This window comes from Limnohabitans sp. TEGF002, assembly GCF_055395845.1.
This window is the reverse complement of sequence record NZ_AP029224.1, coordinates 1,333,777-1,360,412: the sequence shown is the minus strand read 5'-3', so window position 1 is coordinate 1,360,412 and position 26,636 is coordinate 1,333,777. Positions and strand designations below refer to the sequence as shown.

Here is a 26,636-nt window from a genome sequence, read left to right as displayed (position 1 = left end):
CATCAGGCTCTTTGCTGAAGCCCCGCCGCGTTGGGGGGCTGCTGTGCGTCGTCCCGGCTGGCATGCGCCTGAAAGGTCGAGGCATCGGAGGTTGAAGACGCAGCTTGATACGCCCCAGCAGCCGGGTTTTCAAAACCCGAAGGCTCAGGCAGGATCGACTGCAACACACTCAACACATTTTGCAGACGCGGGTCGTGGGTCTGTGCATCGTCGGTGGTGTCGTTGATGCAAAAAAATTCGAGCGAGCCAAAGTCGGCCACCAGCGCTTGCAACTGCGTGTTCTGGTCCGCCTCGCCAGTGGACACATAGCGGTGGCGATAAGGCCGGATGCTCGCCACCCCATGCGCCAAGGCCCAGCGCAACACAAAGTCCGACACGATGGTGGGTTTGTCCCAACTGCGGAACACGGTGGACCGAACAGCAGCAAACAACTCCGGCGCCGTGACCTCCAGCTCCAGCAAGATCGACTTGAGCATGGGCCGAGGTGAATGCGCGAAGGTGCGGAAAGTGCTCTGGTAAAGCGGGTCTTGCTCGCGCAGCGCAGGCGTGCCCGAGCGGGCTTTCTCGGTGAGCCACTGGATCGACAGGCGGCAAGCGTTTTCGAGCGAGGTCGCGTCCATGCGCATGGCTTCGTCCGTGACCATCGGGTCGTCAGACCAGGTCACATGAAAACCGCCAGGGTGAAACCAGTCATTGAGCTGCACCGGTGCGCCGAAGAACACGTCGTCGTTGAAGTAAAAGTAGCGCTCGGACAGACCCGGAATGTGGTGAATCCAGGACTCGATGTGCCCCGAGTCAAAGGTGGGCAAAGACGCCTCGGGCATCAGGTCGCGGTGGTCCACCAGAGTCAGTCTGTCCGAGGGGCGCAACCAGTCGGGCGCCTGCGCGTCGGTGACGATGTAAACATGCCCGTGATCGGGGAAAAACCTCTCCAGCGCACGCAGGCTATAACGCAGCTCGTGGTTGTCCCGAAAGCGCCCTTCCACATTGCTGTAGCGGGCCATGGCGGCACTGGAATCGCTGGGGAGTTGCTGCAGGGCCGCTTGGCGTTTGGCGCGCCAGTTCGAATCGTTCCCGTCAACCCACAAGTAAACGATGTCGATGGGCGAATCGTGGGGCATGTCTGCGTTGAATTTTTTGAAGTGACTGAGTCTAGCAGTGGGTCTGCGCGGGCGTTTTCAATACCCGCCCTGGACTGAGGGCCACTGCACAGACGATTCAGGGATCGTGTGAATGCCCGGCTGCCTTGACTGGGTGCGGCGGGTGCCAGCGGTCCGCAGAACGTTAGGCGTCCAGGTGTACCGAGAGCAAGCCTGTCCAGTCGGTCGTGTAAGCGGTGGTCTTGCGCTCTTGCCGCATCGCCCACAACTTGATCGCCCTCGGTGTCCCCGCACTGGCCAGCTTCAGGGTGCCACGCCCATAACGGTGGTTCATGGCATCCATAGCAGCCATCAGCCGAATGCGGTTTTCGGGCATCTCGGCGTCCAGATCGAGCGTGAGTTGTTGGCGGGTGGCAGGCTGCAAATCCATCAGCATCACGCCGGCTTTGGCGTACTTGAAGCCTGGGCGGTAGATGTGTTTCAGGATGGCGCAGGCGGCTTGGGTGATGTCGGCGCTGTCGCTGGTGGGGCTGGGCAGGGGAATGCTGGCACTGCGGCTGTATTGGGGGTCTTTCTCGCGGAAGGGGCTGGTGCGGATGAAGACCATGATGTGACCGGTGTGGCTGTTTTGGCGGCGCAGTTTTTCGGCGGCGCGGCACGCGAATTCGGTGACGGCTTCTTGCAGGTCTTGCAGTTCGGTGATGGGCTGGCCGAAGCTGCGCGTGCAGGCAATTTGTTGTTTGGCCGGGGGTTCGTCTTCAAATTCGATGCAAGGCACGCCGTTGAGTTCGCGCACGGTTTTTTCCAGCACGACGGACCATCCGGCTTTGGCGGCGGCCGGGTTCATGCGCTGCAGATCGAGCGCGGTGTGGACGCCGTTCTCTCGAAGTTGTGCGCCGATCTTGCGGCCAACGCCCCACACGTCGCCCACCTCGGTGGCTTGCAGCACGGCTGCCAGTTCTTGCGGTGTACACGCGCCCAGGTGGCAGATTTGTGCGTGGTGGGCGGGGTAGCTGCCGGGCTTGCGCTCGGCGCTCTTGGCGATGGCGTTGGCTAATTTGGCGAGGGTCTTGGTCGGACCGATGCCGATGCAGGTCGGGATGCCGATCCATTGGTGAATGCGCTTGCGGATTTTGCGCGCACGCAACACCAGGTCACCGGAGATGCCGCTCAGGTCGACAAAGCTTTCGTCGATGGAGTAGACCTCTTGCGTGTGGCCCAGGCCTGCGGCCAGCGTCATCATGCGGTCGCTCATGTCGCCATACAGCGCAAAGTTGGCCGACAGGGCAACGAGTCCGGCTTCTTCCTCCAAGTGGCGGATCTTGAACCAGGGCGCGCCCATCTTGATGCCCAGCGCTTTGGCTTCGTCACTGCGGGCAATGGCGCAGCCGTCGTTGTTGCTCAGGACGACGAGCGGGCGGTTTTGCAGCTGGGGCTGGAAGACGCGTTCGCAGCTGCAGTAGAAGTTGTTGCCGTCGATCAGAGCAAGCATGGGTTGGCGCATAAATACTGTATAAATAAACAGTATACAGATACCCCTCACCGAAAACCCTTAACTTAGACGTTTGAGCAGCTGCAGGCGGCTTGCGTACGGTAAGAGACTGATGCTGCTACGATGAATTTGGTTCAATGCACCCACCCCAACACTGACTTGTCCCATGATGCGCTGGCTTTTTTCTCTCTTGTCGCCCGTCTTATTCCTTTTTTGTGGAGCCGCCATGGCCGTTGAAGAACCGCGTTACACCGTGCTGGTCTCAGACCCACCTTTTGAGGTGCGACGCTACGCCGCCTTCACGGTGGCACAAACGCAAATCCAAGGAGACTTTGACGCCGCCAGCCGAGGCGGCTTTCGGCGCATCGCGTCTTACATCTTTGGCGACAACCTGCAAGCCGGGCTGGGCGCGCAGCGCAAGATTTCGATGACCGCGCCCGTCACCGTGGTGCCCGAAGACCAGGGTTGGCGCGTGCATTTTGTGATGCCGTCGGCCGAAAGCGTGCAGACCTTGCCCCAGCCGCTCAACCCGCAAATCGAGCTGCGCCCCGTGCCCGAGCACGAGACGGTGGCCGTGCGTTTCAGCGGCTTCACCACGCAGGCCAGCATTCAAGAGCAGACCGAGCGCCTGCGGGCTTGGGCCAAAACCAAAAACCTCAAGCTCAGTCCCACAGCCCAAATCGCCCGCTACGACGATCCCTTCACCTTGCCGTGGAACCGCCGCAACGAGATCTTGATTGACCTGATGCCCTGACCGCAGTCGGGATCAATCGCCTGTTGCGGCCTGTGCCGCTGGCGGTCTGTTGTAGCCTTGGACCATGGTCAACACAGTCTTGCAGCCGTGACAGGGCGCATTCGCAAAAAACTCATTCAAGCCCAGCTTGAAGCCTTGCCCGCACCGCGCACTGGCGATGTACTGTGCCCCCTGTGCGAGCGCCCCATTCCGCCCAGCCAACAAGACGCGCACCATCTGGTGCCCAAGTCACATGGGGGCGCGCACACCGTGGTGCTGCACCGCATTTGCCACCGCCAGATCCATGCGCTGTTCACCGAAACCGAATTGGCCCGCACCTATGCCACGGTTGAAGCCTTGAAGCAGCCCGAAGAGATGGCCCGCTTCATCCGATGGGTGCAAACCAAACCCGACGCATTTTTTGAGAAAAGCCGCAAGAGCCAACGGCTCCAAAACCGGCGCTGAAACCTGCCCACCACCATGCCTTTATCCATGCCCACACTGCCCACGACCAGCCGGATCGAGCTGAAAGACTTTCACCTGGCCACCCGCATTGGCACCTATGCGCCCAGCGACACCGTGCCCGAATACCACGCGCTGGACTTGACGCTGTGGATCGATCCCACCCTGGTGCTGATTGCCCAAGACGGCATGGCGCATGTGTTCGATTACGACCCGCTGGTGATCGAGATCGAACGGCTGGCGGCCGATGGGCTGTATGAAACCCAAGAGCGGCTGATGACGCGCATCGTGCAGGCCTGCGCGGCTTACCCAGTCATTGAGGCGCTTGAGATCGGTCTGCGCAAATTTCCCGTGCGTACGGGCAGCGGTTCTTTGGGCGTGCGTTTGGCAGTGGACGGGGTACAACTGCAGCGCATGCGAGACACCGCGCTCAGGGCGTGAGCCACTCCCAAGTGTTGCCGCTCAGCTGCGCCCGGCGATGCCCGTCGCGCGACAGCGCCAGCCAGTCCATCTGAAGCACTTGCGCACGCAACAAGGCAAAGCTGTGCGTTGGCGCGGGGGCGTTGGCCGGATCTGCCGTGCCACTGTCTGGTGGCAACACCGCACCCGGCGGCAGTGGCGACAAATAATCGCCCGCAGCCGCCGACTGCTTGACCCCTTGCCAAAGCGCATCAACCTCCGGCCCATCGGTAATAACCGAACAGGCCACGCGCACCCGCAATTGCCAGCTCAAACGCGCACTCCAAAACACCAGCATCGCTGAAGCTTGAGCCTGCAATTGAGCCACTTTGGGGCTGCGGCTGTCGGTGTAAAAAGTCAGTTGGTCAGCTACAGCGTCCACCTGCCGCAGCACCACGGTGCGTGCATCGGGCAAACCGTCTGCGTCGGCAGAGGCCAGCACTGGCGTACGCCATCCGTGGTGCCGGTCCAAGCTGGCTCGGCCCAGCTCTTTCCAAATTTGCGGGCGTATGTCCTCAGGCGTTTGCAGGTGAATTTTCATGATGATGGGGTTGGATTGTGTTGGGTGAGGGCTTCAACCAAATGGTCTGACGTGTCGTTCGGACTCACAACAACACAATGTCCACACTTTGCGTGAGCACCGGGCGGCACAAAATCTTGTAGCCATCGGCGTCAAAGTTGGCGGCCACTTGGCTGGCCGTTTGGCTCAGTTGTCGGGCCGCCTCCGGCGTGGTGACGCTGCCCAGATAACACCAGTGCTTCACCACGTGGATTTGCGTGAGTTCGCCATCGCGTTCCACCAAACCCACCGCACCTTCGTAAGGCCAACATTCCACGCGCAGCGCCAGCAGGCTGCTGAACAGGCGCTCGCGGTGGGCCTCGGGGGTTTCGTCGCCCCGGCACACACCCGCACATTGGCGGATCGCAGCCCGAAAGCAAGCCTTACCGGTGGGTAATTTTTCCAGGCCCAGTGGGCCGTAACACAGCTTGTTTTGGTCAGCGATGGCGCGCAGCGCACCGAGTGCGGCGTGGCGGCTGGCGTACAGGCCGTACAGCTCGGGCTGGCTGGCAAAGTCGATGTCGCGCGCGTAGACCACTTGCGGCACTTCGCCCGTCAGCTGAAGGCTGCACAGCTGTTGGTTGCGGCGCAGTTTTTGGTTGAACAGCGGGTGCTGGGCCTTGATCATTTGCGCCTCCAAAAGCAGCGCGCCGATCTCGCCCGCCGTGCGGATGTGGCTGATGCGCTGGGTTTGGCGCAGCATGCGCGCCTCGTCGGGCGTGCGCAGGTGCGACAGCAGTCGCGCGCGGATGTTGATGCTTTTGCCGATGTACAGCGGCAAGTCGCCTTCTTGGCCGTGGAAGATGTAGACACCCGCCCCGGTGGGGGCGTCTTCGATGGCGCCCCGCAGGTGCTGGGGGTATTCGTAGACGCGCTCGGTCTCGAAGTCATCGCGGCGGCGGCGTGGGGAAATGCTGGCCATGTCAGGTTCGATCAGATCAGGTGGCGTGTTGATGGATGGTGGCCACGACCACGCCCCAAATGTCCACACTTTGGCCGTCTTTGGGCACGATGTCGGGGTAGTCGGGGTGGGCCGCTTGCAGACGCAAACCCTGGGCGTTCAAGCGCAAGGTTTTGCAGGTGAAGTCGCCATCGACCACGGCCAACACGATCTGGCCGTCGGCCGGGGTGATGGCGCGGTCCACCAACACAACAGAGCCATCCAGTATGCCCACGTCGCGCATGCTTTCGCCGCGCACACGGATGTAAAACGTGGCCTGTGGGTGCTTGACCAGCTGCTGCATCAGGTCGATGCGCTCGACCTGGTGGTCTTCGGCGGGCGACGGGAAACCCGCTGCAATGCTGGCGGGCAAAGCCTGCAGCCACCAGTTTCCGGGGGGCAAGGCTTGGGGGGTGTCTGGGGCGTGCATGGTGTGAGCGACCTAAAATACTGTTTATATTTACAGTATACTGACCTCGTCATGCTTCCTGCAGTTGCCTGACATTTTTGTTGATTGACGCCCCGGGCTTTGCGGCCCGGGGCTTTTTTTGGGGTGTGTCCCTTACGCCAATTCAAAGCGCCACATACCGGCCATCGCCTTGGCGAGCAATTTGCCCCTGCGCCTGCAGCTCGGCCAGGTGCATGCCGATGGTGTTGCGCTCGGCGCAGGGCACAAAGGGCACGTCATAGCCTTGCGGGTACAGCAGGCGGCGGTCCACCAGCTCGCCCAGGCTGTGCGGGGTCTGCAAATAGCCCAACAGTTGCGCGCTGCGCTCGTCGATCTTGCTGGCAAAGCGGGCCAGATCGGCCAAAAACTGCGCCCGATCGGTGATGACCGCTTTGTGGTGCGAGGTGGCCCAGATGCGGGCATCCAGCTCGGCCACTTTTTTCAGGGTTTGCCGGAAGTCGCTCAGGCTGGAGGTGGCGTCGCCGTAATACGGACCAAAACCGCTCAGGTCGATGTCGCCAATGAAGGCCAGGCCTTCGCTCTCGACCACCAGGGCGCAGTGGCCTGCGGTGTGGCCCGGCAGGTGGTGGGCCCGCACGCGCACGCCGCCGCCCAGGTCCCACAGCGCGCCATCGCTGTAGCCGGTGGCATCGGGCCGGGGCTGGTAGTGGAAATCCTTTTGGACGATGGCATGCATGGCGTCCAGCACCTCGGCGGGGTAACCGTAGTGTTGGCACATGCCGTCCCAAGATTGCGCGGCGGCCAAGTCAGCCTCGTGCACCTGAACCGGGGCGTGTATCAGGCGGTGCAGCCCGGCCATGTGGTCTTCGTGCACATGGCCCAGGATGACCAAGTCCACCGTGTCCAGCTCGGGGCCGATGCGGTTGGCCACCTCGGGCGTGTCAAAGGCCACCCGCATGTCGGCCCCTTGCACGATGAGCTGGTTGCCGTCGGGGTACTTGCCCGATTTTTCACCCAAGTGCACACGCACCGCTCCAAAATTCAAAACCGACGCCATGAGGGCCTTTCATGAACAGCGCCCCATAAGGGCGCGATAAGCCACTATAGCCAGCGTGACAGCCCGGCGCTGGCACACGCGCTACAGTGAACCGCATGACCGACCTGCCCTCCCCCGCCACGCTGGCCGCCACGGCCTTGATCGACAGCGACCACCCGGACGTGATCGCCCTGGCGCGCCAGCATGCACAAGGCGCCACCGACCGCGAACGCGCTGTGTCGCTGTACCTGGCGGTGCGCGACCAGTTCCGTTATGACCCGTACCGCATCGAGCTGTCCACCGAAGGCATGCGCGCCAGCTCAGTGATTGCCCAGGGCTCGGGTTGGTGTGTGCCCAAGGCGGCCTTGATGGCGGCGGCTTGCCGCGCAGCAGGCCTGAATGCCCGACTGGGGTACGCCGATGTGCGCAACCACCTGAGCACCGAGCGCTTGCGCCAGACCATGCAGACCGATGTGTTCATCTGGCACGGCTATGCCGACATTTGGCTGGACGGCCAATGGGTCAAGGCCACACCCGCCTTCAACATCGAGCTGTGCGACAAGTTTGGCCTGCTGCCGCTGGAGTTTGATGGGCGAAACGATTCGATTTACCACCCCTTTGACAAGGCAGGCAACCGGCACATGGAGTACGTGAACCAGCGCGGCACCTTTGACGACATGCCGTTGGCGCAAATCGTGGCCGATTTCCAAACCGTCTACAGCGGTTGGATGGCCGAAAAAGCCCCCTTGAAAGAAGCCAACTTCGAGCAGGATGTGGCCAGAGAAACGCGATGACCCCGCGCGCACTGGTTTTGCTGGATTCGATTGCGCTGGTCAACGCCAGCCATGCCGGGACCGTGATCGTGTCGGGTTCGCACGGGGGTTTATCAGCCTCGCATTTCGTCACAGCGCAAACCCACAAACCTTTTGCGGTGGCCTTCAACGATGCGGGTGGCGGCAAGGACGATGCAGGCCGCGTGGCGCTGCATGAATTGCAGGCGGTGGGCGTGTTGGCGATTTTGTACGCCCACACCTCGGCGCGCATTGGCGAAGCGCAAGACGGGCTGGACAACGGCGTGGTCAATGGCCTGAACGCGCTGGCTCTGGCGCATGGCCTGCAGCTGGGCATGAACGTTTCAGACGCGGTGCGGCACTTGGCTGCAATTCATGCGGTTTGAACTGCTGCCCGCTTGACGCGCCAGCGCAACCACAGGGCAATGTTCAGGTTGAGCGGTCAGGATTGGCAGGCCATACGGCGAGTGATTGGCAAATTCGGGACAAGCTGGCCGCTCATTCATCAATACAAATTGCGTCTATGATTTTGTTGAATTAATCAACAAAATCAACATGCCCAAACCATTTGCATGTTCCGCTGCGGCCTTGCTGAGCCCTTGGTGTAGAACGCTGGGCATCGCCTGGCTCGCGCTTGGCAGCCTGGGCCTCACAGGGGCTGAAGAACTGCAAGGCCGTGTGGTCAAGGTGGCCGATGGCGACACCATCACCGTCCTCGATGACCAGCGCCAACAGCATGTGATCCGGCTCGGGGGCATTGATGCCCCCGAAAAAAGCCAGCCTTATGGCCAAAAAGCCAAAGCTCATTTGTCGAACGCCGTGTTTGGGCAAACCGTCACCGTGGCATTTGACAAGCGCGATCGCTATGGCCGCATCGTCGGCAAAGTGCTGATTCGAGGGGAAGATGCCAATTTGCAGCAACTGCAGGCGGGCTGGGCTTGGCATTACAAGCAATACCAGCGCGAACAAGCGCCCGAAGACCGCAGCGTCTACGATAGCGCCGAACGCGCCGCACGCGAAAGCCGCTTGGGTTTGTGGCAAGGGCAAGGCCCGACCAGTCCTGAGCCGCCCTGGGATTACCGCGCCCGGCTCAAATCTGAACGCAAGTCAGCGCAAAACCACGCCACGCTGCCGGAAAGCCATCTGCAGTAAGCAGATCGGCCTGCAGGCATTCGGCCGCAGGGGCGACCTCCCACAAATGCGAAGCCAGGGCCACACAAGGGCGATCCGCATCAACCTGGGCGCACCATCTTGCAACTGCTGGGCAGCCGGGCCTGCTCAGCCTTGATCTGGCGCACCACCTTGAAGCCGTAGCCCGAACCTTCGACATCGAACGGCACACCCACAGCGCCTTGTCGCTGCATCACGCCCACGACCAAGGGCTGCTGAAACTGGTGGTCTTCTGCACGCATGAAGCCGGTTTGTCCAGCCATGCTCACGCGGGCTTTTTCCAGCGCCAGCGCCACGGCCACGGGCTCGGTGCTGCCTGCTTTTTCAACCGCTTGGGCCAAGGCCTCGACCATCAGCTGCATGCGCACGTGCACATAGTCTTCTGAGGGCTTGCTAAAACGCTGGCGAAACGACTGGTAAAACGCTTCGCTGGCCTTGCCCGGCACATTGGGCAGCCAGTCGGCCACGGCGATCACGCGGTCCACGCCGGCATCACCCAAAGCCGCAGGCGCACCCAGCGCATTGCCATAAAAGGTATAAAACTTGCCTTCGTATCCGGCCTCGCGAGCCGACTTGACCAAGAGGGTCAAGTCATTGCCCCAATTGCCAGTGATCACCGCTTGTGCACCGCTGGCCTTGATCTTGGTGGCATAGGGCAAGAAGTCCTTCACACGGCCCATGGGGTGCAGCTCGTCGCCTACCACCTTCACATCAGGGCGTTTGTCCGCCAGCTGACGCTTGGCTTCCCGCAATACGGCTTGGCCAAAGCTGTAGTCCTGACCGATCAGGTACACCGACTGGACCTTCTTGTCGTCCTGCAAGACCTGCATCAGCGCGGTCATGCGCATGTCGGCGTGGGCGTCAAAACGGAAATGCCAGAAGCTGCACTTCTCATTCGTCAGAATGGGGTCCACCGCCGAGTAGTTCAAAAACAGCACGCGCTTGGCGGGCTCTCGCTCGTTGTGTTTGTTGATGGCGTCGATCAAAGCAGCCGCATTGGCCGATGAATTGCCCTGCAAGATCACTTGCGCACCATCGTCGATGGCCGACTTCAGGGCCGACAAGGCCTCCTCACTCTGGCCTTTGCTGTCGTAACGCTCCAGCACCATGGGCAACTTGCCTTGTGGCGTTTTGACACCGCCGCGCGCATTCACGCGCTCAACCGCCCAGGCGATGTTGCGCACCACCGCTTCACCGGTGTTGCCAAAGGGACCGCTGAGGCCTTCGATCAGCGCCAGCTTGATGGGGGCAGGCGACTGCGCCCAAACGGGGGACAAGAGCAAACTGGCCGTCAGCGAAACCAAAGTACGACGGGAAATGAACAACAATCGCATATTGAAAATAGAAACTGATGAGTCGGGTAAAAGCACAAGCGGGCGCAGTGTAACTGCCCTACAGAACAGGTGCGATGGCGGCAAATTGGAATGGTTTTAATGGGCGGGGGCCCTTGCGGCCGAATGCCTGCACGCCCTAAGCCCCTGAATAAACGTTACGGTCAGCACACCTTCGCGAGCAGGGACTCGCTCCCACAGGGGAAACACATCAGACCAACTCGTGCAGCGGCCAGCGTGGTTTGACGTCAAAGCTGTAACGCGCCTCGGCGGTTTGTGCCCCGGCTTGCAAACGCATGGCCGCCGCCATGGCGATCATGGCGCCATTGTCGGTGCACAAGTGCAGTTCAGGGTAATGCACTCGGACCTTGGCTTTGGCGCAGGCGGCATTGAGCTGAGCCCGCAGCTCGCGGTTGGCCCCCACGCCACCGGCCACCACCAGACGCTTCATGCCACTGGATTTGAGCGCGTTCATGGATTTTTTGACCAGCACTTCCACAATCGCTGCTTGGGTCGAAGCGGCCAAGTCGGCGCGCTCGGGTGCGCCTTCGGTGTGGGCGGCAGGGCCGATTTTTTGGCTTTGGGTGAGCACCGCCGTCTTGAGTCCTGCAAAAGAAAAATCCAGATCGCCGCTGTGCAGCAGCGGCCGAGGCAACTTGTAAGCCGCAGGGTTGCCCTGCTCGGCCAGTCGCGAGAGGCCCGGGCCTCCGGGGTAAGGCAAGCCCATGAGCTTGGCCGATTTGTCAAAGGCTTCGCCTGCAGCGTCGTCAATCGTTTCGCCCAGTAATTCGTAACGGCCCACGCCGTCCACACGCATGAGCTGGGTGTGGCCACCTGAGACCAACAAGGCGATGAAGGGAAATTCGGGCGGATCGGCGCTCAAAAAAGGCGAGAGCAAATGCCCTTCCAAATGGTGCACGCCCAGCACCGGCTTGCCCAAAGACGCCGCCAGCGCACAGGCCACGCCCGACCCCACCAAGAGCGCTCCGGCCAAGCCAGGCCCGCGTGTGTAGGCCACCACGTCGATGTCGGCCAACGTGGCACACGCCTCGGCCAGCACCTGGCGCGTGAGCGGCAAAACACGACGGATATGGTCGCGGCTGGCCAGCTCCGGCACCACGCCACCATAGGCTTGGTGCATCTCGATCTGGCTGTAGAGCGCGTGTGACAACAGACGTGGCATGGCGGACCCGGTGGTTTCCACCAGGGCCACACCCGTCTCGTCGCAGGATGATTCGATACCCAAAATTCGCATAACAGCAAGTTTAAGCGGCGCATGGGGTCTGGCCTGGCCCTTGGCCATAATCCTTTGTGGGAGAGGCGCTCTCGTCGCTCCCACAACAGCCCCTCATTCAAAGCCGATACATGACCACTCTCCGACTGATCTCCTCCATGGCCACCAAACCGCTGCTGGCCGACTTGGTGGCGCTGTACAAAGCACAGGCCCCGGGCATCCACATCCAGGTCGAGTCGGTCGGCGGGGTCGATGCGGCCAAACGCGTACAGGCAGGCGAAGCCTTTGACGGCGTGGTGCTGGCCAGCGACGCGATCGACAAACTGGTGGCCAGCGGCCATGTGCGGGCGGGCAGCCGCGCCGACTTGGTGCGCTCGGGCGTGGCGGTGGCCGTGCCTGCGGGCCAAGCCGTGCCGGACATCTCGACCGAAGCTGCGCTCAAAGCCGCTGTTCTTGCCGCGCCCACGCTGGGCTATTCCACCGGCCCGAGCGGCGTGCAACTGGCCAAACAGTTCGAGGCCTGGGGCATTGCCGAGACCATCGCACCACGCATCGTGCAAGCCAAGCCTGGCGTGCCCGTGGGCTCGCTGGTGGCCCAAGGCGAAGTGGCGCTGGGCTTTCAGCAGCTGAGCGAAATGCTGGGCGTGCCCGGCATCATCATCGCGGGCGGCCTGCCGCAGGCGGTGGAGATCATCACCACGTTCTCTGGCTCGGTGGCGGCCACCAGCAACCAGCCCGAGGCGATGCAAGCCTTGTTGGCGTTTTGGGTATCGGCAGCTTGCACCCCGCTGAAGCTGCAGCACGGCATGCAAACGGCCTGAGCGCTGGCACCTTGGCAGGACCGCCGGCTTGGGCCTGCGTCATTTGACTTATGCCAAATATGTATTTGTAAGCGTCAGCTATAGATCAGAAAATTGGAAGCATTGAATACCGATGACGATTTCTGACCGCCTATGCCCGCACTTCTTGCCCCCAGCTGCACCCTTGTGGGTGCCGGTCCCGGTGACCCGGAACTGCTCACCCTCAAAGCTGTTAAAGCCATTGCCAACGCCACCGTGCTGTTGGTGGACGACTTGGTGAACGACGACGTCTTGGCCCACGCCTCGCCCACCGCACGCATCATCCATGTGGGCAAGCGCGGCGGCTGCCAGAGCACGCCCCAAGCCTTCATTGACAAACTGATGATCACCGCTTTCCACGAAGGTGAGCGGGTGGTGCGCCTCAAAGGTGGCGACCCCTTCATTTTTGGTCGGGGCGGTGAAGAGGTGGAACACCTGCGCCAAGCGGGCATCGATGTGGCCGTGGTCAACGGCATCACCTCGGGGCTGGCGGGCATGAGCAGCTTGGGTGCACCGCTCACCCACCGCGAACATGCGCATGGCGTGGTGTTTGTGACAGGCCACGCCAAACCCGGCGACAGCGGCACCGACTGGGCGCAATTGGCCACCACCGCCCACCAAGCCAAATTGACGCTGGTGATCTACATGGGTGTGAGCAGCCTGGATCACATCCGCCAAGGTTTGCTGCAAGGCTTGCCCAGCGACACCCCTGTGGCGGTGGTTCAGCACGCCAGCTTGCCTACACAACGCGAAGCGCTGACCACGCTGGGCGAATTGGTCGACACCATGCATCGCGAACAACTCCAAAGCCCCAGCATCATTGTGGTGGGCGACGTGGTGCAAGGGGCCCGGGGTTGGCAGCAGACCGAGCCACATGCCGCTGCGCAACGGGCAGCTTGAGCTGAGACCGGAGTGGGAGCGAGCCCCTGCTCGCGAATGGTGCGTTGGGCCGCTGGCACTGCCCTGCCCCTTACACTCCTGAGCCATGAAGACATGGGATGTGGTGATCGTGGGGGCCGGGGCTGCCGGTTTGTTTTGCGCGGGTGTGGCGGGCCAACGCGGCCTGAAGGTGCTGGTCATTGACCACAGCGACAAGATCGCCGAAAAAATCCGCATCTCCGGCGGCGGGCGCTGTAATTTCACCAACCGATTGCTCGACGCGTCGGCCCCACAAAAGCACTTCATCAGCCAAAACCCACACTTTTGCCGCTCGGCCCTGTCGCGCTACACGCCGCAAGACTTCATAGGCCTGGTGCAAAAGCACGGCATCGCTTTCCATGAAAAGCACCAAGGCCAGTTGTTTTGCGACCACTCCGCCGAAGACATCATCCGCATGTTGCTGGCCGAATGTGCTGCTGGCGGGGTAGACATCCGCACAGGCTGCAGCGTCAGGTCTGTTGAAACCGTGCAAGAACCACCCGAAGAGAATCAACGCTACACCCTGGACACCAGCGATGGCACCGTACACACCGGCTCTTTGGTGGTGGCCACCGGCGGCTTGTCCATCCCCAAAATCGGGGCCAGCGACTGGGGCTACCGCATCGCCAGCCAGTTTGGCCTGCGCCTGGTGGAGCGCCGCCCTGGCCTGGTGCCGCTGACCTTTGACGGCGAGGCCTGGACACCTTATGCGCAACTGGCCGGGCTCGCGCTGCCAGTGGGCATCGAGACGGGCGAGAAAAAAAACCGCATGCACTTTGACGAAGACCTGCTGTTCACTCACCGGGGTTTGTCGGGTCCAGGCGTGTTGCAAATTTCCAGCTATTGGCAAGAGGGCACGCCGATTCGCCTGAACCTGGCCCCCGACGTCAACCTGCCCGATCGCCTGCAAGAGGCCAAATTGCGCTCCAAAAAGCTGCTGGGCAACGAACTGGCCACCTTGGTGCCCAGCCGCCTGGCCGAGGCCTGGGTCAGCCAAGACCCGGCTTTGCAACGCACCGCCGCCGATGTGCCCGACAAGGCCCTGAACAAATTGGCCGAGGCTTTGTCCAACTGGCAGCTGACACCGACTGGCAGCGAGGGCTACAAAAAAGCCGAGGTCACGCTGGGCGGGGTAGACACGCGTGACGTGTCCTCTCAAACCATGGAGTCGAAACAAGCCGGGCTGTACTTCATCGGCGAAGTGATCGATGTGACCGGCTGGCTAGGCGGCTACAACTTCCAATGGGCTTGGGCCAGTGGCCATGCCTGCGCCGAGGCATTGGCTGCCCAAAAAGCCCCCAAGTCACTGGCAAGTGCCGCCTGATTTTTTTGATTTCATGGCTATAATGACAGGCTTTGCTGGCAAACCCCCGTCTGCCAAATACTAGTTCGTGACGGGGAACCGCCGAAACTGGGTTTCAAGGGCCCGATCTCCCTTGCTTCCGCAGCCGGCACATTTTTGGAAACTTTGATTCAATGACCACCATCCGCGTGAAAGAAAACGAGCCGTTTGACGTTGCCCTGCGTCGCTTCAAGCGCACCATCGAAAAACTCGGCCTGCTGACAGACCTGCGTGCCCGCGAGTTCTACGAAAAGCCAACAACTGAGCGCAAGCGCAAGAAGTCGGCTGCCGTCAAGCGCCACTACAAGCGCGTGCGCAGCATGCAGCTGCCCAAGAAGATGTATTGATCTTCGGTTTTGTATGACCTGCAAAGGTCTGCAAACAAGCCCGCTGGAGGACGCTCAGGCGGGCTTTGTTGTTTCTGATCCCCTTTACTTGTTGAAAACCCACCCCAGGAGCCTCTCATGAGCCTGAAAGAACAGATCACCGAAGACATGAAAACCGCCATGCGGGCCAAAGACGCCGAACGTCTGGGCACCATCCGTTTGCTGCTGTCGGCCATGAAGCAAAAAGAAGTAGACGAGCGCATCGAGTTGGACGATGTGGCCGTGGTCGCCATCGTGGACAAGCTGATCAAGCAGCGCAAAGACTCGATCGCCGCTTTTGAACAAGCCGCACGCCAAGACTTGGCCGACAAGGAAAAGGCCGAAATGGCTGTTTTGGTGGCCTACCTGCCAGCCCGCATGTCGGCCGAAGAGGTCACAGCAGCCGTGCAGGCCATCGTGGCTGACCTGGGTGCCAAAGGCCCCGGCGACATGGGCAAAGTGATGGGGGCGGTCAAAGCCCAACTGGCCGGCAAGGCCGACATGGGTCAGGTGTCAGCCGCGGTGAAGGCAGCTTTGGCGGGCTGAGGCGCTGGGGTTCCAGGCCTCAGCTGCCCGCCAGCTTCATGCGGTTGACCAAAATGGAGCCGGTGGTTTTGGCCCCCATGTTGTAGGTGTCCGAGCCCACGGCCTCAATGCCCATGAGCATGTCTTTGAGGTTGCCCGCGATGGTGATCTCGTGCACCGGGTAGGCGATCTGGCCGTTCTCGACCCAAAAACCGCTGGCCCCGCGTGAATAGTCGCCCGTGACGTAATTCACGCCCTGGCCCATCAGCTCAATCACAAACAGGCCCGTGCCCAGCTTTTGCAGCATGGCATCCAGGTCGTCGGTGGATTGCGTGAGGCGCGAGGTGAGTGTCAGGTTGTGCGAGCCGCCCGAATTGCCCGTGGTCTTCATGCCCAGCTTGCGGGCCGAATAACTGGAGAGGAAGTAGCCCTCGACACGGCCACCCTTGACCACCTTGCGGCGCACCGAGCGTACGCCCTCGTCGTCAAATGGCGAGCTGCCTTTGCCGCGCAGCAAGTGCGGGTCTTCTTCGATGTCGATGTGCTTGGGGAACACCTTTCTACCCAGAGAGTCCAGCAAGAAACTGCTCTTGCGGTACAGCGCCCCGCCGCTCACGGCCTGCACAAAACCACCCAGCAGGCCAGCGGCCACGGGCGACTCAAACAACACCGGGCATTCGGTGGTGGCGATTTTGCGCGCGCCCAGGCGCGACAAGGCGCGTTCTGCGGCGTAACGGCCCACCGCTTCGGGTGAAGCCATCTCGTCGGCCGAGCGCATCGAGGTGTACCAAGCGTCCCGCTGCATTTCGGCGTTGCGGCCCGGCAGCTTGGCAATCGGGGCCACCGAAATGCTGTGACGCGAGCTGGCATAACCGCCGCGAAAGCCATGTGTGTGCGCGCTGAAAAAATGGCTTTGCTGGGCGGACACGGCCGCGCCGTCGCTGTTGGTGATACGGCGGCTGGTTTTAAGCGCAGCGGCTTCGCACTGCAAGGCCAGCTTGGCGGCCTCTTCGCTGTTGATGGCCCAGGGGTGGAACAAATCCAAATCGCGGTGGTTCGTTTCGATGTCGGCTTCGTCGGGCAGACCGGCGGTGGGGTCTTCGGCGGTGAAGCGTGCGATGTCATACGCGGCTTGCACGGTGCGCTCGATCGCCGCTTTGGAAAAATCCGAAGTGCTGGCATTGCCACGGCGGTGGTCCACATACACCGTCACGCCCAGCGACTTGTCGCGGTTGCGCTCCACGTTTTCCAGTTCGCCCTTGCGCACGCTGACCGACAGGCCACAACCTTCAGACGCTTCGGCACCCGCGTTGGTGGCACCCAGCTTTTTGGCGTGGTGCAAGGCGATGTCGACCAGCGCTTCAAAATGGTCACGCGAGTAGCTGAAGCCGTCGTGGGGTTGTGAAGCAGTGGCTTGGACAGGGGCGTTTTTTTTCACTGAAAGGCTCTCGAAAAAAATGGCGGGCGCTGGGCCCGCAGTGGCCGCTATGATACTTGCCACCCAGCCCCAGCGCTGCATCTGAAAACGAGTTCCCCCAGTCATGTCCCGTAAACCCAAAAAAGGCTATTTCGTGCGAGGTCAGTTTGTTGCCGAAGGCAGCGAGCTGGACCTGGAGTACAAGCGCGAGCTCAAAGGCGGGCTCGACGGCCCCAGCCGCACCGAACTCAAGCGCGAAAGCACCGAACTGCAAGACCTCGGCACAGCCTTGCTGACCCTGCGCCGCGACCTGATGGAGGGCCTGACCCTGCCCGACAAACTGGTGGACGGCCTGGCCGAAGCCAAGCGCATCACCAACTTCGAAGGCAAGCGCCGCCAAATGCAGTTCATTGGCAAGCAAATGCGCCTGCTCAGCCCCGAGACCCTGCAGGCCGTGCGCGAGGCGCTCGACATTCAGCGTTTAGGCAGTGCCAAAGACACCCAGGCCCTTCATTTGGCCGAAGCCTGGCGCGACAGACTGATCGCCAACGACGCGGCCGTGGGCGAATGGATCGAACTCCACCCGCAAACCGACATCCAGCAGCTGCGCGCCCTGGTGCGCCAGGCCCGCAAGGACGCCGTGCCTGTGACCAATGCCGCCGTCTCGCAAGGCCTGGCGCCACGCCAAGGCCGCGCTTACCGCGAGCTGTTCAAGCTGGTGCGCAGCGTGCTCACCGGTGGCGAAAGTGACAACACCCCCGACGAGGACACCGAAGATGAGTGAACCCCAGTTTGACCCGGTCAAGATCGGCATCGTGTCCATCAGCGACCGCGCCAGCACCGGCGTCTATGAAGACAAAGGCCTGCCCGCGCTGCAAGACTGGTTGAGCCGTGCGCTGCACAACCCCATCACTTTCGAGCCACGCCTGATTCCCGACGAAAAAGAACGCATCAGCGCCACCCTGATCGAATTGGTCGATGCGGGTTGCAGCTTGGTGCTGACCACGGGTGGCACGGGCCCCGCCCTGCGCGATGTCACGCCCGAAGCCACGCTGGCCGTGGCCGACAAGGAAATGCCCGGCTTTGGCGAGCAAATGCGCCAGATCAGCCTGAAATTTGTCCCCACTGCCATTCTTTCGCGGCAGGTGGCCGTGATCCGGGGCCAGAGCCTCATCATCAACCTGCCCGGCCAGCCGAAATCGATTGCCGAGACACTCGAAGGCCTGAAAGACGCCGATGGCAAAGCTGTGGTGCACGGCATTTTTGCGGCCGTGCCCTACTGCGTGGACTTGATTGGCGGGCCTTACATGGAAACCCGTGACGAAATCTGCAAGGCGTTTCGCCCCAAAACCGCCATCCGACCTGCCCGCTGAGGTCTACCGCGCATGTCGGGGCTGAAGCATCCGACCTCCAAACCTCCCGTCAAGCGGGACCGCCCATCTGTGTTTGGGTATAATCCATTTTTTTTCGGCAAGAGCGACAGCAGCACCTCCGGCTAGACCACCGCCATCAGCGCGACGCCCCCATGTGGGCCGGTCACCGTTCCGCAAGGACTGCATTCCAAATGTTCGCCCACCATCTTGTCATTACAGATTTGACGCCCATATAAGGCGTTCGTCTGTGTCTTAACCCACGCCCGCGCCGGGATGTATTTGGCGCTGACTGTGTCCGTTTCCTTGTCTGTTTTGATGTCTTGAGGTTGTTCCATGCCCGCTCAAAAGCCGAAGAAGCCTGCCCAGGCCGCTGCTAAAGCCAAACCCGTTGCCAAACCTGCTGTTGCGAAAAAAGCTGCCGCGCCTGTCGCCAAAGCCAAAACCGCTCAACCCATGACTGCGAAAGCCCCGGCCCAAAAGCCCGCCCCCGTGGTGAGCAAGGCCAAAGTGGCTGCCAAACCGGCAGCCAAAGCAGCACCCAGCAAGGTCAAAGCAACGGCAACCCCGGCGACTCCTGCCAAGCCTGTGAAGAAAGCCGCCTCCGTGCCCGCCAAGAAATCTGAAGTGATCGAGAAGAAAACCACCGCCAAAGCCAAAGAGACTGTGGCCGAAGTGGAAGTGAAGAAACCCGCCAAAGCAAGCAAAGCCGCTGCCCCGGTCGAAGACAAAAAGCCAGCCGCCAAAAAAGCCGTGACCGGCGCCAAGCGCGGCCCCAAGAAAAAGGGCAGTATTGCCGAGCCCAGCTTGGACGACGATCTGGAGATCGAAGCCGACCTGCAAGGCGAACCGGTCGCCGACAACGTGTCAGAGACCGGCGAGAAGGTCAAGCCCCTGCGCATGAAGATCAGCAAGGCCAAAGAACGTGCCTTGATGAAAGAATTTGGCCTGGACGAAACCGTCCTGACCGAAGCCGAGATGAAGCAACGCCGCGACCGACTGAAAGCCCTGATCAAACTGGGCAAGACGCGTGGCTACCTCACCAACGGCGAAATCAGCGACCACTTGCCCGACAAGCTGGTCGATGCCGAAACCCTGGAAGTGGTGATCGCCACCCTGAACGACCTGGGTGTGGCGGTTTACGAGCAAACGCCCGACGCCGAGAGCCTGATCATCACGGACAACGCGCCCACTGGCTCGACCGAAGAAGAAGCCGAAGAAGCCGCCGAAGCCGCTTTGTCCACCGTGGACAGCGAATTTGGCCGCACCACCGACCCCGTGCGTATGTACATGCGCGAGATGGGCACTGTGGAACTGCTGACCCGCGAAGGCGAGATCGAGATTGCCAAGCGCATCGAAGGCGGCTTGATGGACATGATGGCCGCGATCAGCGCGTCACCTGCCACCATCGCCGAAATCTTGCGCATGGCCAACGAAATCCGTGAAGGCAAAGTCGTCATCTCCACCGTGGTGGACGGTTTCGCCAACCTGAACGAGGCCGATGACTACGTGGCCGAAGAAGACTTCGACGAATTCGACGAAGCCGACGATGACGACGGCAAAGGCGGCTCCAAAGCCCTGACCAAGAAGCTCGAAGAGCTGAAGAACCAGGCCCTGGAACGCTTTGACCGCATCACCGAATACTTCGAAAAAGTGCACAAGGTTTACGACAAAGAAGGCTGGGGCACACCGGCTTATGTCAAGGTGCAAACCGCCTTGTCCGAAGAATTGATGACCATCCGCTTCACGGCCAAGACCATCGAAAAGCTGTGCGACATGGTGCGCGGCCAGGTGGACGATGTGCGCAAGAAAGAGCGCGAGTTGCGCCGCATCATTGTGGACAAATGCGGTTACCCGCAGGACAACTTCATTGCCGACTTCAGCGGTCGCGACAAAAACGGCAAGCGCGTGGAGTCGCAGTTGCTTAACCTCAAATGGATTGAGAAACAAGCCGCTGCGGGTAAGAGCTGGAGCGCCGTCATGGGCCGCAATATCCCGCCCGTGCAAGACCTGCAGCAAAAGCTGATGGATCTGCAATCCCAAGTGGTGGTGCCGCTTGATGAGCTGAAAGATATCAACAAGCGCATGAACGCCGGTGAGCGCTCCTCACGCGATGCCAAGAAAGAGATGATCGAGGCCAACTTGCGCCTGGTGATCTCGATCGCCAAGAAGTACACCAACCGCGGTCTGCAGTTCCTCGACTTGATCCAGGAAGGCAACATCGGTTTGATGAAGGCGGTGGACAAATTCGAATACCGCCGCGGCTATAAGTTCTCAACCTACGCCACTTGGTGGATCCGCCAGGCCATCACCCGCTCGATTGCGGACCAGGCCCGCACGATCCGCATCCCGGTGCACATGATCGAAACCATCAACAAGATGAACCGCATCTCGCGTCAGCACTTGCAGGAATTTGGCTTTGAGCCCGATGCCTCCATCCTGGCCGAGAAGATGGAAATCCCGGAAGACAAGATCCGCAAGATCATGAAGATCGCCAAAGAGCCGATCTCCATGGAAACGCCGATCGGTGACGACGATGACAGCCACCTGGGCGACTTCATCGAAGACAGCACACACACCGCGCCCATCGACGCGGCCCTGCAAGCCGGTCTGCGCGACGTGGTCAAAGACATTCTGGACAGCCTGACCCCACGCGAGGCAAAAGTGCTGCGCATGCGTTTCGGGATCGAGATGTCCACCGACCACACGCTGGAAGAAGTGGGCAAGCAGTTCGACGTGACCCGCGAACGCATCCGCCAGATCGAAGCCAAGGCGCTGCGCAAGCTCAAGCACCCCAGCCGGAGCGACAAACTTCGCAGCTTCATTGACACGATGTAAGTCCAAGAACTTCTCAGCTCGAAGCCTCTTGACTGCAAAGTCAAGAGGCTTTTTTGATGGCCTTTATCTCCCCCAAGCCAAGGGCTTGGGAAACAGCCTCCTGCAACCAAGGGGATTAAGAATTTCTTTATGTACGTTACCGTACATTGGAAATAGGATTTTTAAATAGAATAAATATCAATAACTGCAAAAAGGACAGTAAATGCTCAGTCCAGCCAATAATTTAATGGTTAAGCAATTAAATTCAGATAAATATGAAAAATTGTTACCCTCTTTTCAACTGGTTTGCCTGGAAGCGGACCAGCTGATTTTCAGGCCTTACGAAACCATTCAATACGTCTTTTTTCCGGTCAGCGCCATCATCGCGATGCAAATCGACATCTCAGATGGTTCGTCAGTCGACATTGTCTTGATCGGCAAAGAAGGAATGGTTGGCAGCGGCGTCATGGGTGGCAACCAAAACTTCAGCCGGGCTAGGGTCAAATTTTCAGGTTTTGCGTACAAATTGCCCTTGAGCGTCTTCCTGTCTGAACTGGCCCAAGACAGTGCGTTCCTGAAGATCTGGATGGCCACCACGCGGCAAATGATCTTGCAAATCGCCATGCCCACCGTTTGCAGCAGCAAACACAGCAATGAACAGCAATTCATTCGTTGGGTCATGAACACCCTGGACAAAACGCAAGGGCACACGCTTCAAGTCACCCATCAGGAAATCGCGGACACGCTGGGCATTCGGCGCGAATCGGTCACCTTGGCTGCGGGTAAATTGAGCCACGAAGGCTTGATCGAAGTCACAAGGGGGCAACTGCAGGTGCTGGACCGCCCCAAGCTAGAGGCCATGGCCTGTGAATGCTATCGGGTGATGCACCCTGCCGCACAACATTAAAAAACAACAAAAGCAGATCATGGGCACGTTCACCACTCTCAAAACCTCAAAACGCGCCCTGGGTGTCGGTATTGCCCTCATCGCTGCGGTGGTCCTCGTGCCCGCGCTGGCCAGTTTCCAAAGCATCAACGCCATCGTCAACACCCACTATGTGACGATCAAGTCACCCATCGAAGGGGCCTTGGACGGCTTTGCAAAAATGCCTGGGCAGCCCATCGCGCAAGGCGAAGAATTGGTCCGAATCAGCAACACCCGCTTCAAGGAGAGTGCGGTCAATGAGATGGAGGTCGAGCAAAAGACCTTGGCAGAAAGAAGCCTGGGCCTTCAGCAACACCTCAAAAATCTGCAGCAACTGCAAAAGGATTTGCAAAAACGGGTTGCTGTCCACCGCACGCACGAATTTCTCCGTCTGGAAGAGCAATTGGCCCAGGCCCAATCCGAGAAAAAGGCCCAAGAAAGTCTGATCCGGGAGCAGAAATTGATCGCGCAACGCAATGAATTGCTGGTGAAGGAAAACTTCATCTCTCCCGCCCAAAACGAGGCAACGCAATACGCGCTCGAAGTCACACAAAGCCGACTCGACATTTTCAAGGCCCGCATACGGCTTCTGGAAACCGAGAAACAAGCCGTCCAAAGTTTTGTCTACCTGGGAGAAGGTCGCAACGACGTGCCCTACACACAGCAGCGCCTCGATGACGTGCGCCTTCAAATCACAGAAGTGACTGCCCGTTTACGCGAGAACGAGCGACGCAGCGCAGATGTTCAATTGCAGATCGACAAGGAGCGCGAGAGCATGGCCGTGTCCCGCGAGGTGCGCATGCTGGCCCCCAACCCAGGGGTTTTGTGGCGCAAATTCGGCAGCAATGGCACCGAGGTTGTGATCGGCACGGACTTGGCTCATGTGATCACCTGCGACAACCTGTTCCTCGATGTGGCCGTGCCGGAATCATCGCTTGAGTCTTTTCAAATCGGCAAACCGGTGCAGTACCGCCTGATTGGCAGCACCGCATGGCTCACGGGGCAAATCCATGCCGTCACAGGCAGTGGCAACAACTTGCAGGACACGACCTTGGTCGCTCAACTGCAACGGGAAAAGAAAGACGCCCGGATTTTCGTCAAGATCAATGCGGCGGACCTCGTCAAACCCCAAGAGAATTTGTGCTTTGCAGGCCGCAAAGTGGACGTCAAAGTGCCCCGTGAATGGCGTCCCTCGGTGTGGCTGAGCCGACTCAGCTCTTTCCTCACGTAATCCCCAACATGGATTACATCCCCCTGCTGTTGGTCGCCGCCTTCTTCCTGCTGGTTTGGGACACTCCGCGCCACCAAATCAAAACTCGGCAAATGGTGTGCCTGATCCCCGCGCTCCTGTGCGTGCAGTACCTGTCCTGGCGTTTGTTCAGCACCGTCTGGCCTGAGAACGAAGACAGCGCTTGGGCTCAGACCTGGATTTGGGGCGTTTGGGGCATTGAAGTTTTGGCCTTCATCGAGGTGGCGATTTTTTTGCTCATCATGAGCCGCACCAACACGCGAAGCGAGGAAGCTGACCAACACCAGATGCCCAGCCCTCTGCCGGAAGTGGACATTTTCATTCCCACTTACAACGAGCCCTTGGACGTTCTGGAAAAAACCATTGTGGCCGCAGCCGCCGTGGACTACCCGAACAAAACCGTCTGGGTGCTGGACGACGGCAAGCGCGATTGGTTACGCAAGTTTTGCGAAGACACAGGCGTGCGTTACCTGACCCGAGCCGACAACGCGCACGCCAAGGCCGGGAACATGAACCACGCATTGGCGCATGCCAAAGGCCAGTTCATTGCCGTGTTCGACGCGGACTTTGTGCCCTCCAAGAACTTCATCCGGCGCACCTTGGGCTTTTTCAGCGACCCGACCATTGGCATCGTGCAAACGCCCCAACACTTCTACAACAAGGACCCGATCCAGACCAATCTGGGCCTGATGCAAATTTACCCTGACGAGCAGCGCTTGTTTTTTGACCAAATGGCGGCTTCACGCGACGCGTGGCAGGCCGCCTTTTGCTGCGGCTCTTGCAGCATCATGCGCCGTCAAGCGGTCGATGCCGTTGGCGGCATTCCCACACAAAGCATTACAGAGGATCTGTTGACCACCTTGGTCATGTTGCGCCAGGGGTACCAAACGATTTACCTGAATGAACGCCTGAGCATGGGGCTTGCAGCTGAATCGATCGAAGGCTTCTTCGTCCAGCGTGAGCGCTGGTGCCGCGGGGCCATTCAGTCCCTGTTCCTCAAAGCCGGCCCACTCGGTCCGGGGTTGAGTGTCATTCAAAGAATCCTGTTTTTCCCCACCAGCTGGCTCACGCAATACGCCGTTCGCCTGATGCTGATCGCCATTCCTCTGGCGTATTTGCTTTTGGGCTGGCTGCCTTTTCACTTCACGGACACAGCCGACATGGTGTTTTACCAACTGCCTGTTTTCCTGTCGTTTTTTCTGGCCATGCGCTGGTTGGTCGGTGGTCATTTTTCGCCGCTGGTCTCCGGGCCTGCGGGGGTGTTCGCCAGCTTCAGGCTGGGCCCTACCGTGGTGGCCTCGCTCATCCAACCCTTTGGCAAGCCTTTTCGAGTCACGCCCAAGGGCTCGGATGCGGTCAATGGCGCTCAGGTGGACTTTTTCAGCCTCGGCATGATTTTGCTGTGCATGGGCTTGACGCTTCTGGGCTTGCTGCTGAACGTCGTGCCAGAACTGGCCGTGGTGCCCCACGACGAATTCTTCCCCGTTGCGATGTTCTGGTCCATGTTGAACATCGTCACCTTGGGACTGGCTGCTTTGCTGTGTTTTGAAGGCCCTCGCTTGAGAAAGGAAGAGCGCTTTTTGATGGCGGAAACGGCGATCGCCCACGATGGTGAAACCCAGGTCACTGTAGATCTCATCGATGCCAGTGTTGATGGCTGCAAATTGGCCCTGCCGCCCTCGCACCCAGGCTTGTTCGGCAAAACAACAGCCAGCCTCACGGTGCAAGGTGTGGGCCGCGTGAAGATCCATCCCATTCGGCAAAACCATGGGTATTTGGCCGCCACTTTTGAATACGACAGCAAAGCCCAGCGCAACGCCATGATCTGCAAACTTTTTTCAGGGCAGTACACCACGGCGGCCCCAGCGACCACCTCAACCCGTCAGTTAATTTCGTCTTTATGGGAGAAAACATTCCATGGCTAAACTCTTTTTGACGTCCTTGGGAGGCCAGTGTTGCAGCCTTCAAGGCCTGGTCCAAATCTTGGCAGCCACCGTTTGCGCATTGACCCCAGCAGCATTCGCACAAACCCCAGCGAATGCACAACATGCACCGGTGTGGATCGGATTTGACGACGCCTATGGCCTGAAAACCAACACCTCCGCCATCGCCACCGAGTGGGGCATCAAGGCCGCGTTGGAAGAAATCAACAGCAACGGGGGCGTTCTCAATGGTCGTCCACTGAAACTCGTGACCACCGACAACAAAGGGGTCTCCGCCCGGGGCAAAGACAATTTTGTCCAACTGGCGGGCACCAAGGATCTGGTCGCCGTGTTGACAGGCAAATTCAGCCCCATCAGCGTCGAGATCCTGCCTGAAGCACACCGATTGAAAGTGCCCATGATCAGCGTTTGGGGGTCTGCAGACCCCATCACCGATCACGAGCACAAGCCCTCTTTCTCATTTCGCGTGTCACTCAAGGACGACTGGGGTGTCGAAGCGATGATGAATCGCCTGTCCTCCAAATACAAGGTTCGGCAAGCCTGCGCGATCTTGCCCAACACGGCTTGGGGGCGTTCAGCTGAGAAAGTGATTCAGGCAAAGTCCAGGGCCAACACCGCCCAATTTCCTGTCGTGCGTTGGTACAACTGGGGCGACGCATCGTTGAAGGAACACTACAAAGCTTGCTTGGACTCACGCACCCAAGGACTGCTCTTTGTCGGCAATGAAAGAGAAGGCGCGATTTTGGTCAAGGAAATCGCCGCACTGGCCCTGCCCATGCGCATGCCCGTGGTGGCCCATTGGGGCGCTGTGGGGGGCACCTTGCATGAATTGGTGGGCGATGAGCTGTCCAATGTGAGCATCGATTTCATCCAGACCTTCACCTTCATCAACAACAAGCGGCCCCGTGCCATTTACCTCGCCGATTGGATCTTGAAAAACCAGGGTCTGAAAAGCACCCACGAGATTCCCAGCCCTGTGGGCGCTGCGCATGCTTACGACACGGTGCACCTTCTGGCCAAGGCCATTGACACAGCCAAAACCACATCACCTGAAAAAATCAGGGATGCCTTGGAAAAATTGCCCGCATTCCAGGGCGCCGTGAAGCACTACACCCGACCCTTCACCCACCAAAGGCACGACGCCTTGGACAAATCGCAAGTCCTTTTTGTCAAATTGACGCCGTCGGGGCAATTGATCCCGCAAGACTGA

Annotated in this window: 28 protein-coding genes; 18 read left to right on the top strand and 10 right to left on the bottom strand. The window is 60.0% G+C overall.

Annotated features, from left to right (window positions below; all coding sequences use genetic code 11):
- Positions 1-2: 2 nt before the first annotated feature.
- Both ACZ5SR_RS06835 and ACZ5SR_RS06830 read right to left on the bottom strand, forming a co-directional pair.
- Positions 3-1,121, bottom strand: a complete 1,119-nt coding sequence (locus ACZ5SR_RS06835) for a stealth family protein (RefSeq protein ID WP_464450804.1) — start codon at positions 1,119-1,121, stop codon at positions 3-5.
- A 163-nt stretch (positions 1,122-1,284) separates the two neighbouring features.
- On the bottom strand, positions 1,285-2,592 hold the full coding sequence (locus tag ACZ5SR_RS06830) for a Y-family DNA polymerase (protein ID WP_464451027.1): 1,308 nt from the start codon (positions 2,590-2,592) through the stop codon (positions 1,285-1,287).
- A 226-nt stretch (positions 2,593-2,818) separates the two neighbouring features.
- Between ACZ5SR_RS06830 and ACZ5SR_RS06825 the strand changes: the two genes are divergently transcribed.
- The 3 genes from ACZ5SR_RS06825 (at position 2,819) to ACZ5SR_RS06815 (ending at position 4,228) form a co-directional block, all read left to right on the top strand.
- Entirely contained in the window at positions 2,819-3,346 is a 528-nt protein-coding gene (locus ACZ5SR_RS06825) for an SOUL family heme-binding protein (protein WP_464450803.1), read from the top strand.
- A gap of 87 nt (positions 3,347-3,433) precedes the next feature.
- A complete protein-coding gene (locus tag ACZ5SR_RS06820) occupies positions 3,434-3,790 on the top strand; it encodes an HNH endonuclease signature motif containing protein (protein WP_464450802.1) in 357 nt (118 codons plus the stop codon).
- A gap of 15 nt (positions 3,791-3,805) precedes the next feature.
- A complete protein-coding gene (locus tag ACZ5SR_RS06815) occupies positions 3,806-4,228 on the top strand; it encodes a dihydroneopterin aldolase (RefSeq protein WP_464450801.1) in 423 nt (140 codons plus the stop codon).
- On the opposite strand, the gene ACZ5SR_RS06810 is transcribed toward ACZ5SR_RS06815, so the two are convergent.
- The 4 genes from ACZ5SR_RS06810 to ACZ5SR_RS06795 form a co-directional block, all read right to left on the bottom strand.
- Positions 4,218-4,787 carry a pyridoxamine 5'-phosphate oxidase family protein gene (locus ACZ5SR_RS06810; RefSeq protein ID WP_464450800.1) on the bottom strand — a complete coding sequence of 190 codons (570 nt, stop codon included), beginning with the start codon at positions 4,785-4,787 and terminating at the stop codon, positions 4,218-4,220. The two genes, ACZ5SR_RS06815 and ACZ5SR_RS06810, sit on opposite strands and share 11 nt — an antisense overlap.
- 64 nt (positions 4,788-4,851) lie before the next feature.
- Positions 4,852-5,727 carry an excinuclease Cho gene (cho, locus tag ACZ5SR_RS06805; RefSeq protein WP_464450799.1) on the bottom strand — a complete coding sequence of 292 codons (876 nt, stop codon included), beginning with the start codon at positions 5,725-5,727 and terminating at the stop codon, positions 4,852-4,854.
- Positions 5,728-5,743: 16 nt separating this feature from the next.
- Positions 5,744-6,175 carry a LexA family protein gene (locus ACZ5SR_RS06800; RefSeq protein ID WP_464450798.1) on the bottom strand — a complete coding sequence of 144 codons (432 nt, stop codon included), beginning with the start codon at positions 6,173-6,175 and terminating at the stop codon, positions 5,744-5,746.
- Between the two features lie 142 nt (positions 6,176-6,317).
- Positions 6,318-7,211 carry an MBL fold metallo-hydrolase gene (locus ACZ5SR_RS06795; RefSeq protein WP_464450797.1) on the bottom strand — a complete coding sequence of 298 codons (894 nt, stop codon included), beginning with the start codon at positions 7,209-7,211 and terminating at the stop codon, positions 6,318-6,320.
- A 95-nt stretch (positions 7,212-7,306) separates the two neighbouring features.
- Here ACZ5SR_RS06795 and ACZ5SR_RS06790 point away from each other — a divergent pair, with 95 nt between their 5' ends.
- From ACZ5SR_RS06790 to ACZ5SR_RS06780, 3 genes are all read left to right on the top strand, one after another.
- The gene (locus ACZ5SR_RS06790; protein ID WP_464450796.1) at positions 7,307-7,984 is read left to right on the top strand and encodes a transglutaminase domain-containing protein; all 678 of its coding nucleotides are present in this window, start codon (positions 7,307-7,309) and stop codon (positions 7,982-7,984) included.
- Entirely contained in the window at positions 7,981-8,367 is a 387-nt protein-coding gene (locus ACZ5SR_RS06785) for a hypothetical protein (protein ID WP_464450795.1), read from the top strand. Before ACZ5SR_RS06790 ends, ACZ5SR_RS06785 begins: the two co-directional genes overlap by 4 nt.
- Positions 8,368-8,536: 169 nt before the next feature.
- Entirely contained in the window at positions 8,537-9,133 is a 597-nt protein-coding gene (locus ACZ5SR_RS06780) for a thermonuclease family protein (protein ID WP_464450794.1), read from the top strand.
- Positions 9,134-9,213: 80 nt separating this feature from the next.
- Here ACZ5SR_RS06780 and ACZ5SR_RS06775 read toward each other — a convergent pair whose 3' ends face one another.
- Positions 9,214-10,485: a branched-chain amino acid ABC transporter substrate-binding protein gene (locus tag ACZ5SR_RS06775; RefSeq protein ID WP_464450793.1), complete on the bottom strand. Its 1,272-nt coding sequence runs from the start codon at positions 10,483-10,485 to the stop codon at positions 9,214-9,216.
- A gap of 208 nt (positions 10,486-10,693) precedes the next feature.
- Positions 10,694-11,737, bottom strand: coding sequence for a tRNA (adenosine(37)-N6)-threonylcarbamoyltransferase complex transferase subunit TsaD (gene tsaD / locus ACZ5SR_RS06770; protein ID WP_464450792.1), 1,044 nt, complete (start codon positions 11,735-11,737; stop codon positions 10,694-10,696).
- A gap of 110 nt (positions 11,738-11,847) precedes the next feature.
- On the opposite strand from tsaD, the gene ACZ5SR_RS06765 reads away from it, so the two are divergent.
- The 5 genes from ACZ5SR_RS06765 (at position 11,848) to ACZ5SR_RS06745 (ending at position 15,726) form a co-directional block, all read left to right on the top strand.
- The gene (locus tag ACZ5SR_RS06765; RefSeq protein WP_464450791.1) at positions 11,848-12,537 is read left to right on the top strand and encodes a substrate-binding domain-containing protein; all 690 of its coding nucleotides are present in this window, start codon (positions 11,848-11,850) and stop codon (positions 12,535-12,537) included.
- A 132-nt stretch (positions 12,538-12,669) separates the two neighbouring features.
- The gene (gene cobA / locus ACZ5SR_RS06760) at positions 12,670-13,455 is read left to right on the top strand and encodes a uroporphyrinogen-III C-methyltransferase (protein ID WP_464450790.1); all 786 of its coding nucleotides are present in this window, start codon (positions 12,670-12,672) and stop codon (positions 13,453-13,455) included.
- An 85-nt stretch (positions 13,456-13,540) separates the two neighbouring features.
- The gene (locus ACZ5SR_RS06755; protein ID WP_464450789.1) at positions 13,541-14,797 is read left to right on the top strand and encodes a BaiN/RdsA family NAD(P)/FAD-dependent oxidoreductase; all 1,257 of its coding nucleotides are present in this window, start codon (positions 13,541-13,543) and stop codon (positions 14,795-14,797) included.
- Between the two features lie 152 nt (positions 14,798-14,949).
- Entirely contained in the window at positions 14,950-15,162 is a 213-nt protein-coding gene (gene rpsU / locus ACZ5SR_RS06750; protein WP_019428257.1) for a 30S ribosomal protein S21, read from the top strand.
- 117 nt (positions 15,163-15,279) lie between these two features.
- Positions 15,280-15,726 carry a GatB/YqeY domain-containing protein gene (locus ACZ5SR_RS06745; protein WP_464450788.1) on the top strand — a complete coding sequence of 149 codons (447 nt, stop codon included), beginning with the start codon at positions 15,280-15,282 and terminating at the stop codon, positions 15,724-15,726.
- 19 nt (positions 15,727-15,745) lie between these two features.
- On the opposite strand, the gene pmbA is transcribed toward ACZ5SR_RS06745, so the two are convergent.
- Positions 15,746-17,224, bottom strand: a complete 1,479-nt coding sequence (pmbA, locus tag ACZ5SR_RS06740) for a metalloprotease PmbA (protein ID WP_464451026.1) — start codon at positions 17,222-17,224, stop codon at positions 15,746-15,748.
- Positions 17,225-17,246: 22 nt separating this feature from the next.
- Between pmbA and yjgA the strand changes: the two genes are divergently transcribed.
- Positions 17,247-17,906 (top strand): ribosome biogenesis factor YjgA, encoded by a 660-nt coding sequence (gene yjgA, locus ACZ5SR_RS06735; RefSeq protein WP_464450787.1) that lies wholly within the window; start codon positions 17,247-17,249, stop codon positions 17,904-17,906.
- Complete coding sequence (gene mog, locus ACZ5SR_RS06730; protein ID WP_464450786.1) at positions 17,899-18,495, top strand: molybdopterin adenylyltransferase; 597 nt, start codon at positions 17,899-17,901, stop codon at positions 18,493-18,495. The genes yjgA and mog overlap by 8 nt, the downstream gene beginning before the upstream one ends.
- A 122-nt stretch (positions 18,496-18,617) precedes the next feature.
- On the opposite strand, the gene ACZ5SR_RS06725 is transcribed toward mog, so the two are convergent.
- Complete coding sequence (locus ACZ5SR_RS06725) at positions 18,618-18,830, bottom strand: hypothetical protein (protein WP_464451151.1); 213 nt, start codon at positions 18,828-18,830, stop codon at positions 18,618-18,620.
- Here ACZ5SR_RS06725 and rpoD point away from each other — a divergent pair.
- The 5 genes from rpoD to ACZ5SR_RS06700 all read left to right on the top strand — a co-directional run bounded on the left by rpoD (position 18,829) and on the right by ACZ5SR_RS06700 (position 26,636).
- Positions 18,829-21,330 (top strand): RNA polymerase sigma factor RpoD, encoded by a 2,502-nt coding sequence (gene rpoD, locus ACZ5SR_RS06720; protein WP_464450785.1) that lies wholly within the window; start codon positions 18,829-18,831, stop codon positions 21,328-21,330. The genes ACZ5SR_RS06725 and rpoD overlap by 2 nt on opposite strands.
- A gap of 262 nt (positions 21,331-21,592) precedes the next feature.
- Positions 21,593-22,216 carry a Crp/Fnr family transcriptional regulator gene (locus ACZ5SR_RS06715; RefSeq protein ID WP_464450784.1) on the top strand — a complete coding sequence of 208 codons (624 nt, stop codon included), beginning with the start codon at positions 21,593-21,595 and terminating at the stop codon, positions 22,214-22,216.
- 19 nt (positions 22,217-22,235) lie between these two features.
- Complete coding sequence (locus ACZ5SR_RS06710) at positions 22,236-23,465, top strand: HlyD family secretion protein (RefSeq protein WP_464450783.1); 1,230 nt, start codon at positions 22,236-22,238, stop codon at positions 23,463-23,465.
- 8 nt (positions 23,466-23,473) lie between these two features.
- Positions 23,474-25,408: a glycosyltransferase family 2 protein gene (locus ACZ5SR_RS06705; protein ID WP_464450782.1), complete on the top strand. Its 1,935-nt coding sequence runs from the start codon at positions 23,474-23,476 to the stop codon at positions 25,406-25,408.
- Positions 25,401-26,636, top strand: coding sequence for an ABC transporter substrate-binding protein (locus tag ACZ5SR_RS06700; RefSeq protein ID WP_464450781.1), 1,236 nt, complete (start codon positions 25,401-25,403; stop codon positions 26,634-26,636). The genes ACZ5SR_RS06705 and ACZ5SR_RS06700 overlap by 8 nt, the downstream gene beginning before the upstream one ends.

Coding starts and splice junctions, on each gene's coding strand:
- ACZ5SR_RS06835 (WP_464450804.1), bottom strand. CDS start 1,121: ATGCCCCACGATTCGCCCATCGACATCGTTTACTTGTGGGTTGACGGG.
- ACZ5SR_RS06830 (WP_464451027.1), bottom strand. CDS start 2,592: ATGCTTGCTCTGATCGACGGCAACAACTTCTACTGCAGCTGCGAACGC.
- ACZ5SR_RS06825 (WP_464450803.1), top strand. CDS start 2,819: ATGGCCGTTGAAGAACCGCGTTACACCGTGCTGGTCTCAGACCCACCT.
- ACZ5SR_RS06815 (WP_464450801.1), top strand. CDS start 3,806: ATGCCTTTATCCATGCCCACACTGCCCACGACCAGCCGGATCGAGCTG.
- ACZ5SR_RS06810 (WP_464450800.1), bottom strand. CDS start 4,787: ATGAAAATTCACCTGCAAACGCCTGAGGACATACGCCCGCAAATTTGG.
- cho (WP_464450799.1), bottom strand. CDS start 5,727: ATGGCCAGCATTTCCCCACGCCGCCGCCGCGATGACTTCGAGACCGAG.
- ACZ5SR_RS06800 (WP_464450798.1), bottom strand. CDS start 6,175: ATGCACGCCCCAGACACCCCCCAAGCCTTGCCCCCCGGAAACTGGTGG.
- ACZ5SR_RS06795 (WP_464450797.1), bottom strand. CDS start 7,211: ATGGCGTCGGTTTTGAATTTTGGAGCGGTGCGTGTGCACTTGGGTGAA.
- ACZ5SR_RS06790 (WP_464450796.1), top strand. CDS start 7,307: ATGACCGACCTGCCCTCCCCCGCCACGCTGGCCGCCACGGCCTTGATC.
- ACZ5SR_RS06785 (WP_464450795.1), top strand. CDS start 7,981: ATGACCCCGCGCGCACTGGTTTTGCTGGATTCGATTGCGCTGGTCAAC.
- ACZ5SR_RS06780 (WP_464450794.1), top strand. CDS start 8,537: ATGCCCAAACCATTTGCATGTTCCGCTGCGGCCTTGCTGAGCCCTTGG.
- ACZ5SR_RS06775 (WP_464450793.1), bottom strand. CDS start 10,485: ATGCGATTGTTGTTCATTTCCCGTCGTACTTTGGTTTCGCTGACGGCC.
- tsaD (WP_464450792.1), bottom strand. CDS start 11,737: ATGCGAATTTTGGGTATCGAATCATCCTGCGACGAGACGGGTGTGGCC.
- ACZ5SR_RS06765 (WP_464450791.1), top strand. CDS start 11,848: ATGACCACTCTCCGACTGATCTCCTCCATGGCCACCAAACCGCTGCTG.
- cobA (WP_464450790.1), top strand. CDS start 12,670: ATGCCCGCACTTCTTGCCCCCAGCTGCACCCTTGTGGGTGCCGGTCCC.
- ACZ5SR_RS06755 (WP_464450789.1), top strand. CDS start 13,541: ATGAAGACATGGGATGTGGTGATCGTGGGGGCCGGGGCTGCCGGTTTG.
- rpsU (WP_019428257.1), top strand. CDS start 14,950: ATGACCACCATCCGCGTGAAAGAAAACGAGCCGTTTGACGTTGCCCTG.
- ACZ5SR_RS06745 (WP_464450788.1), top strand. CDS start 15,280: ATGAGCCTGAAAGAACAGATCACCGAAGACATGAAAACCGCCATGCGG.
- pmbA (WP_464451026.1), bottom strand. CDS start 17,224: ATGCAGCGCTGGGGCTGGGTGGCAAGTATCATAGCGGCCACTGCGGGC.
- yjgA (WP_464450787.1), top strand. CDS start 17,247: ATGTCCCGTAAACCCAAAAAAGGCTATTTCGTGCGAGGTCAGTTTGTT.
- mog (WP_464450786.1), top strand. CDS start 17,899: ATGAGTGAACCCCAGTTTGACCCGGTCAAGATCGGCATCGTGTCCATC.
- rpoD (WP_464450785.1), top strand. CDS start 18,829: ATGCCCGCTCAAAAGCCGAAGAAGCCTGCCCAGGCCGCTGCTAAAGCC.
- ACZ5SR_RS06725 (WP_464451151.1), bottom strand. CDS start 18,830: ATGGAACAACCTCAAGACATCAAAACAGACAAGGAAACGGACACAGTC.
- ACZ5SR_RS06710 (WP_464450783.1), top strand. CDS start 22,236: ATGGGCACGTTCACCACTCTCAAAACCTCAAAACGCGCCCTGGGTGTC.
- ACZ5SR_RS06705 (WP_464450782.1), top strand. CDS start 23,474: ATGGATTACATCCCCCTGCTGTTGGTCGCCGCCTTCTTCCTGCTGGTT.
- ACZ5SR_RS06700 (WP_464450781.1), top strand. CDS start 25,401: ATGGCTAAACTCTTTTTGACGTCCTTGGGAGGCCAGTGTTGCAGCCTT.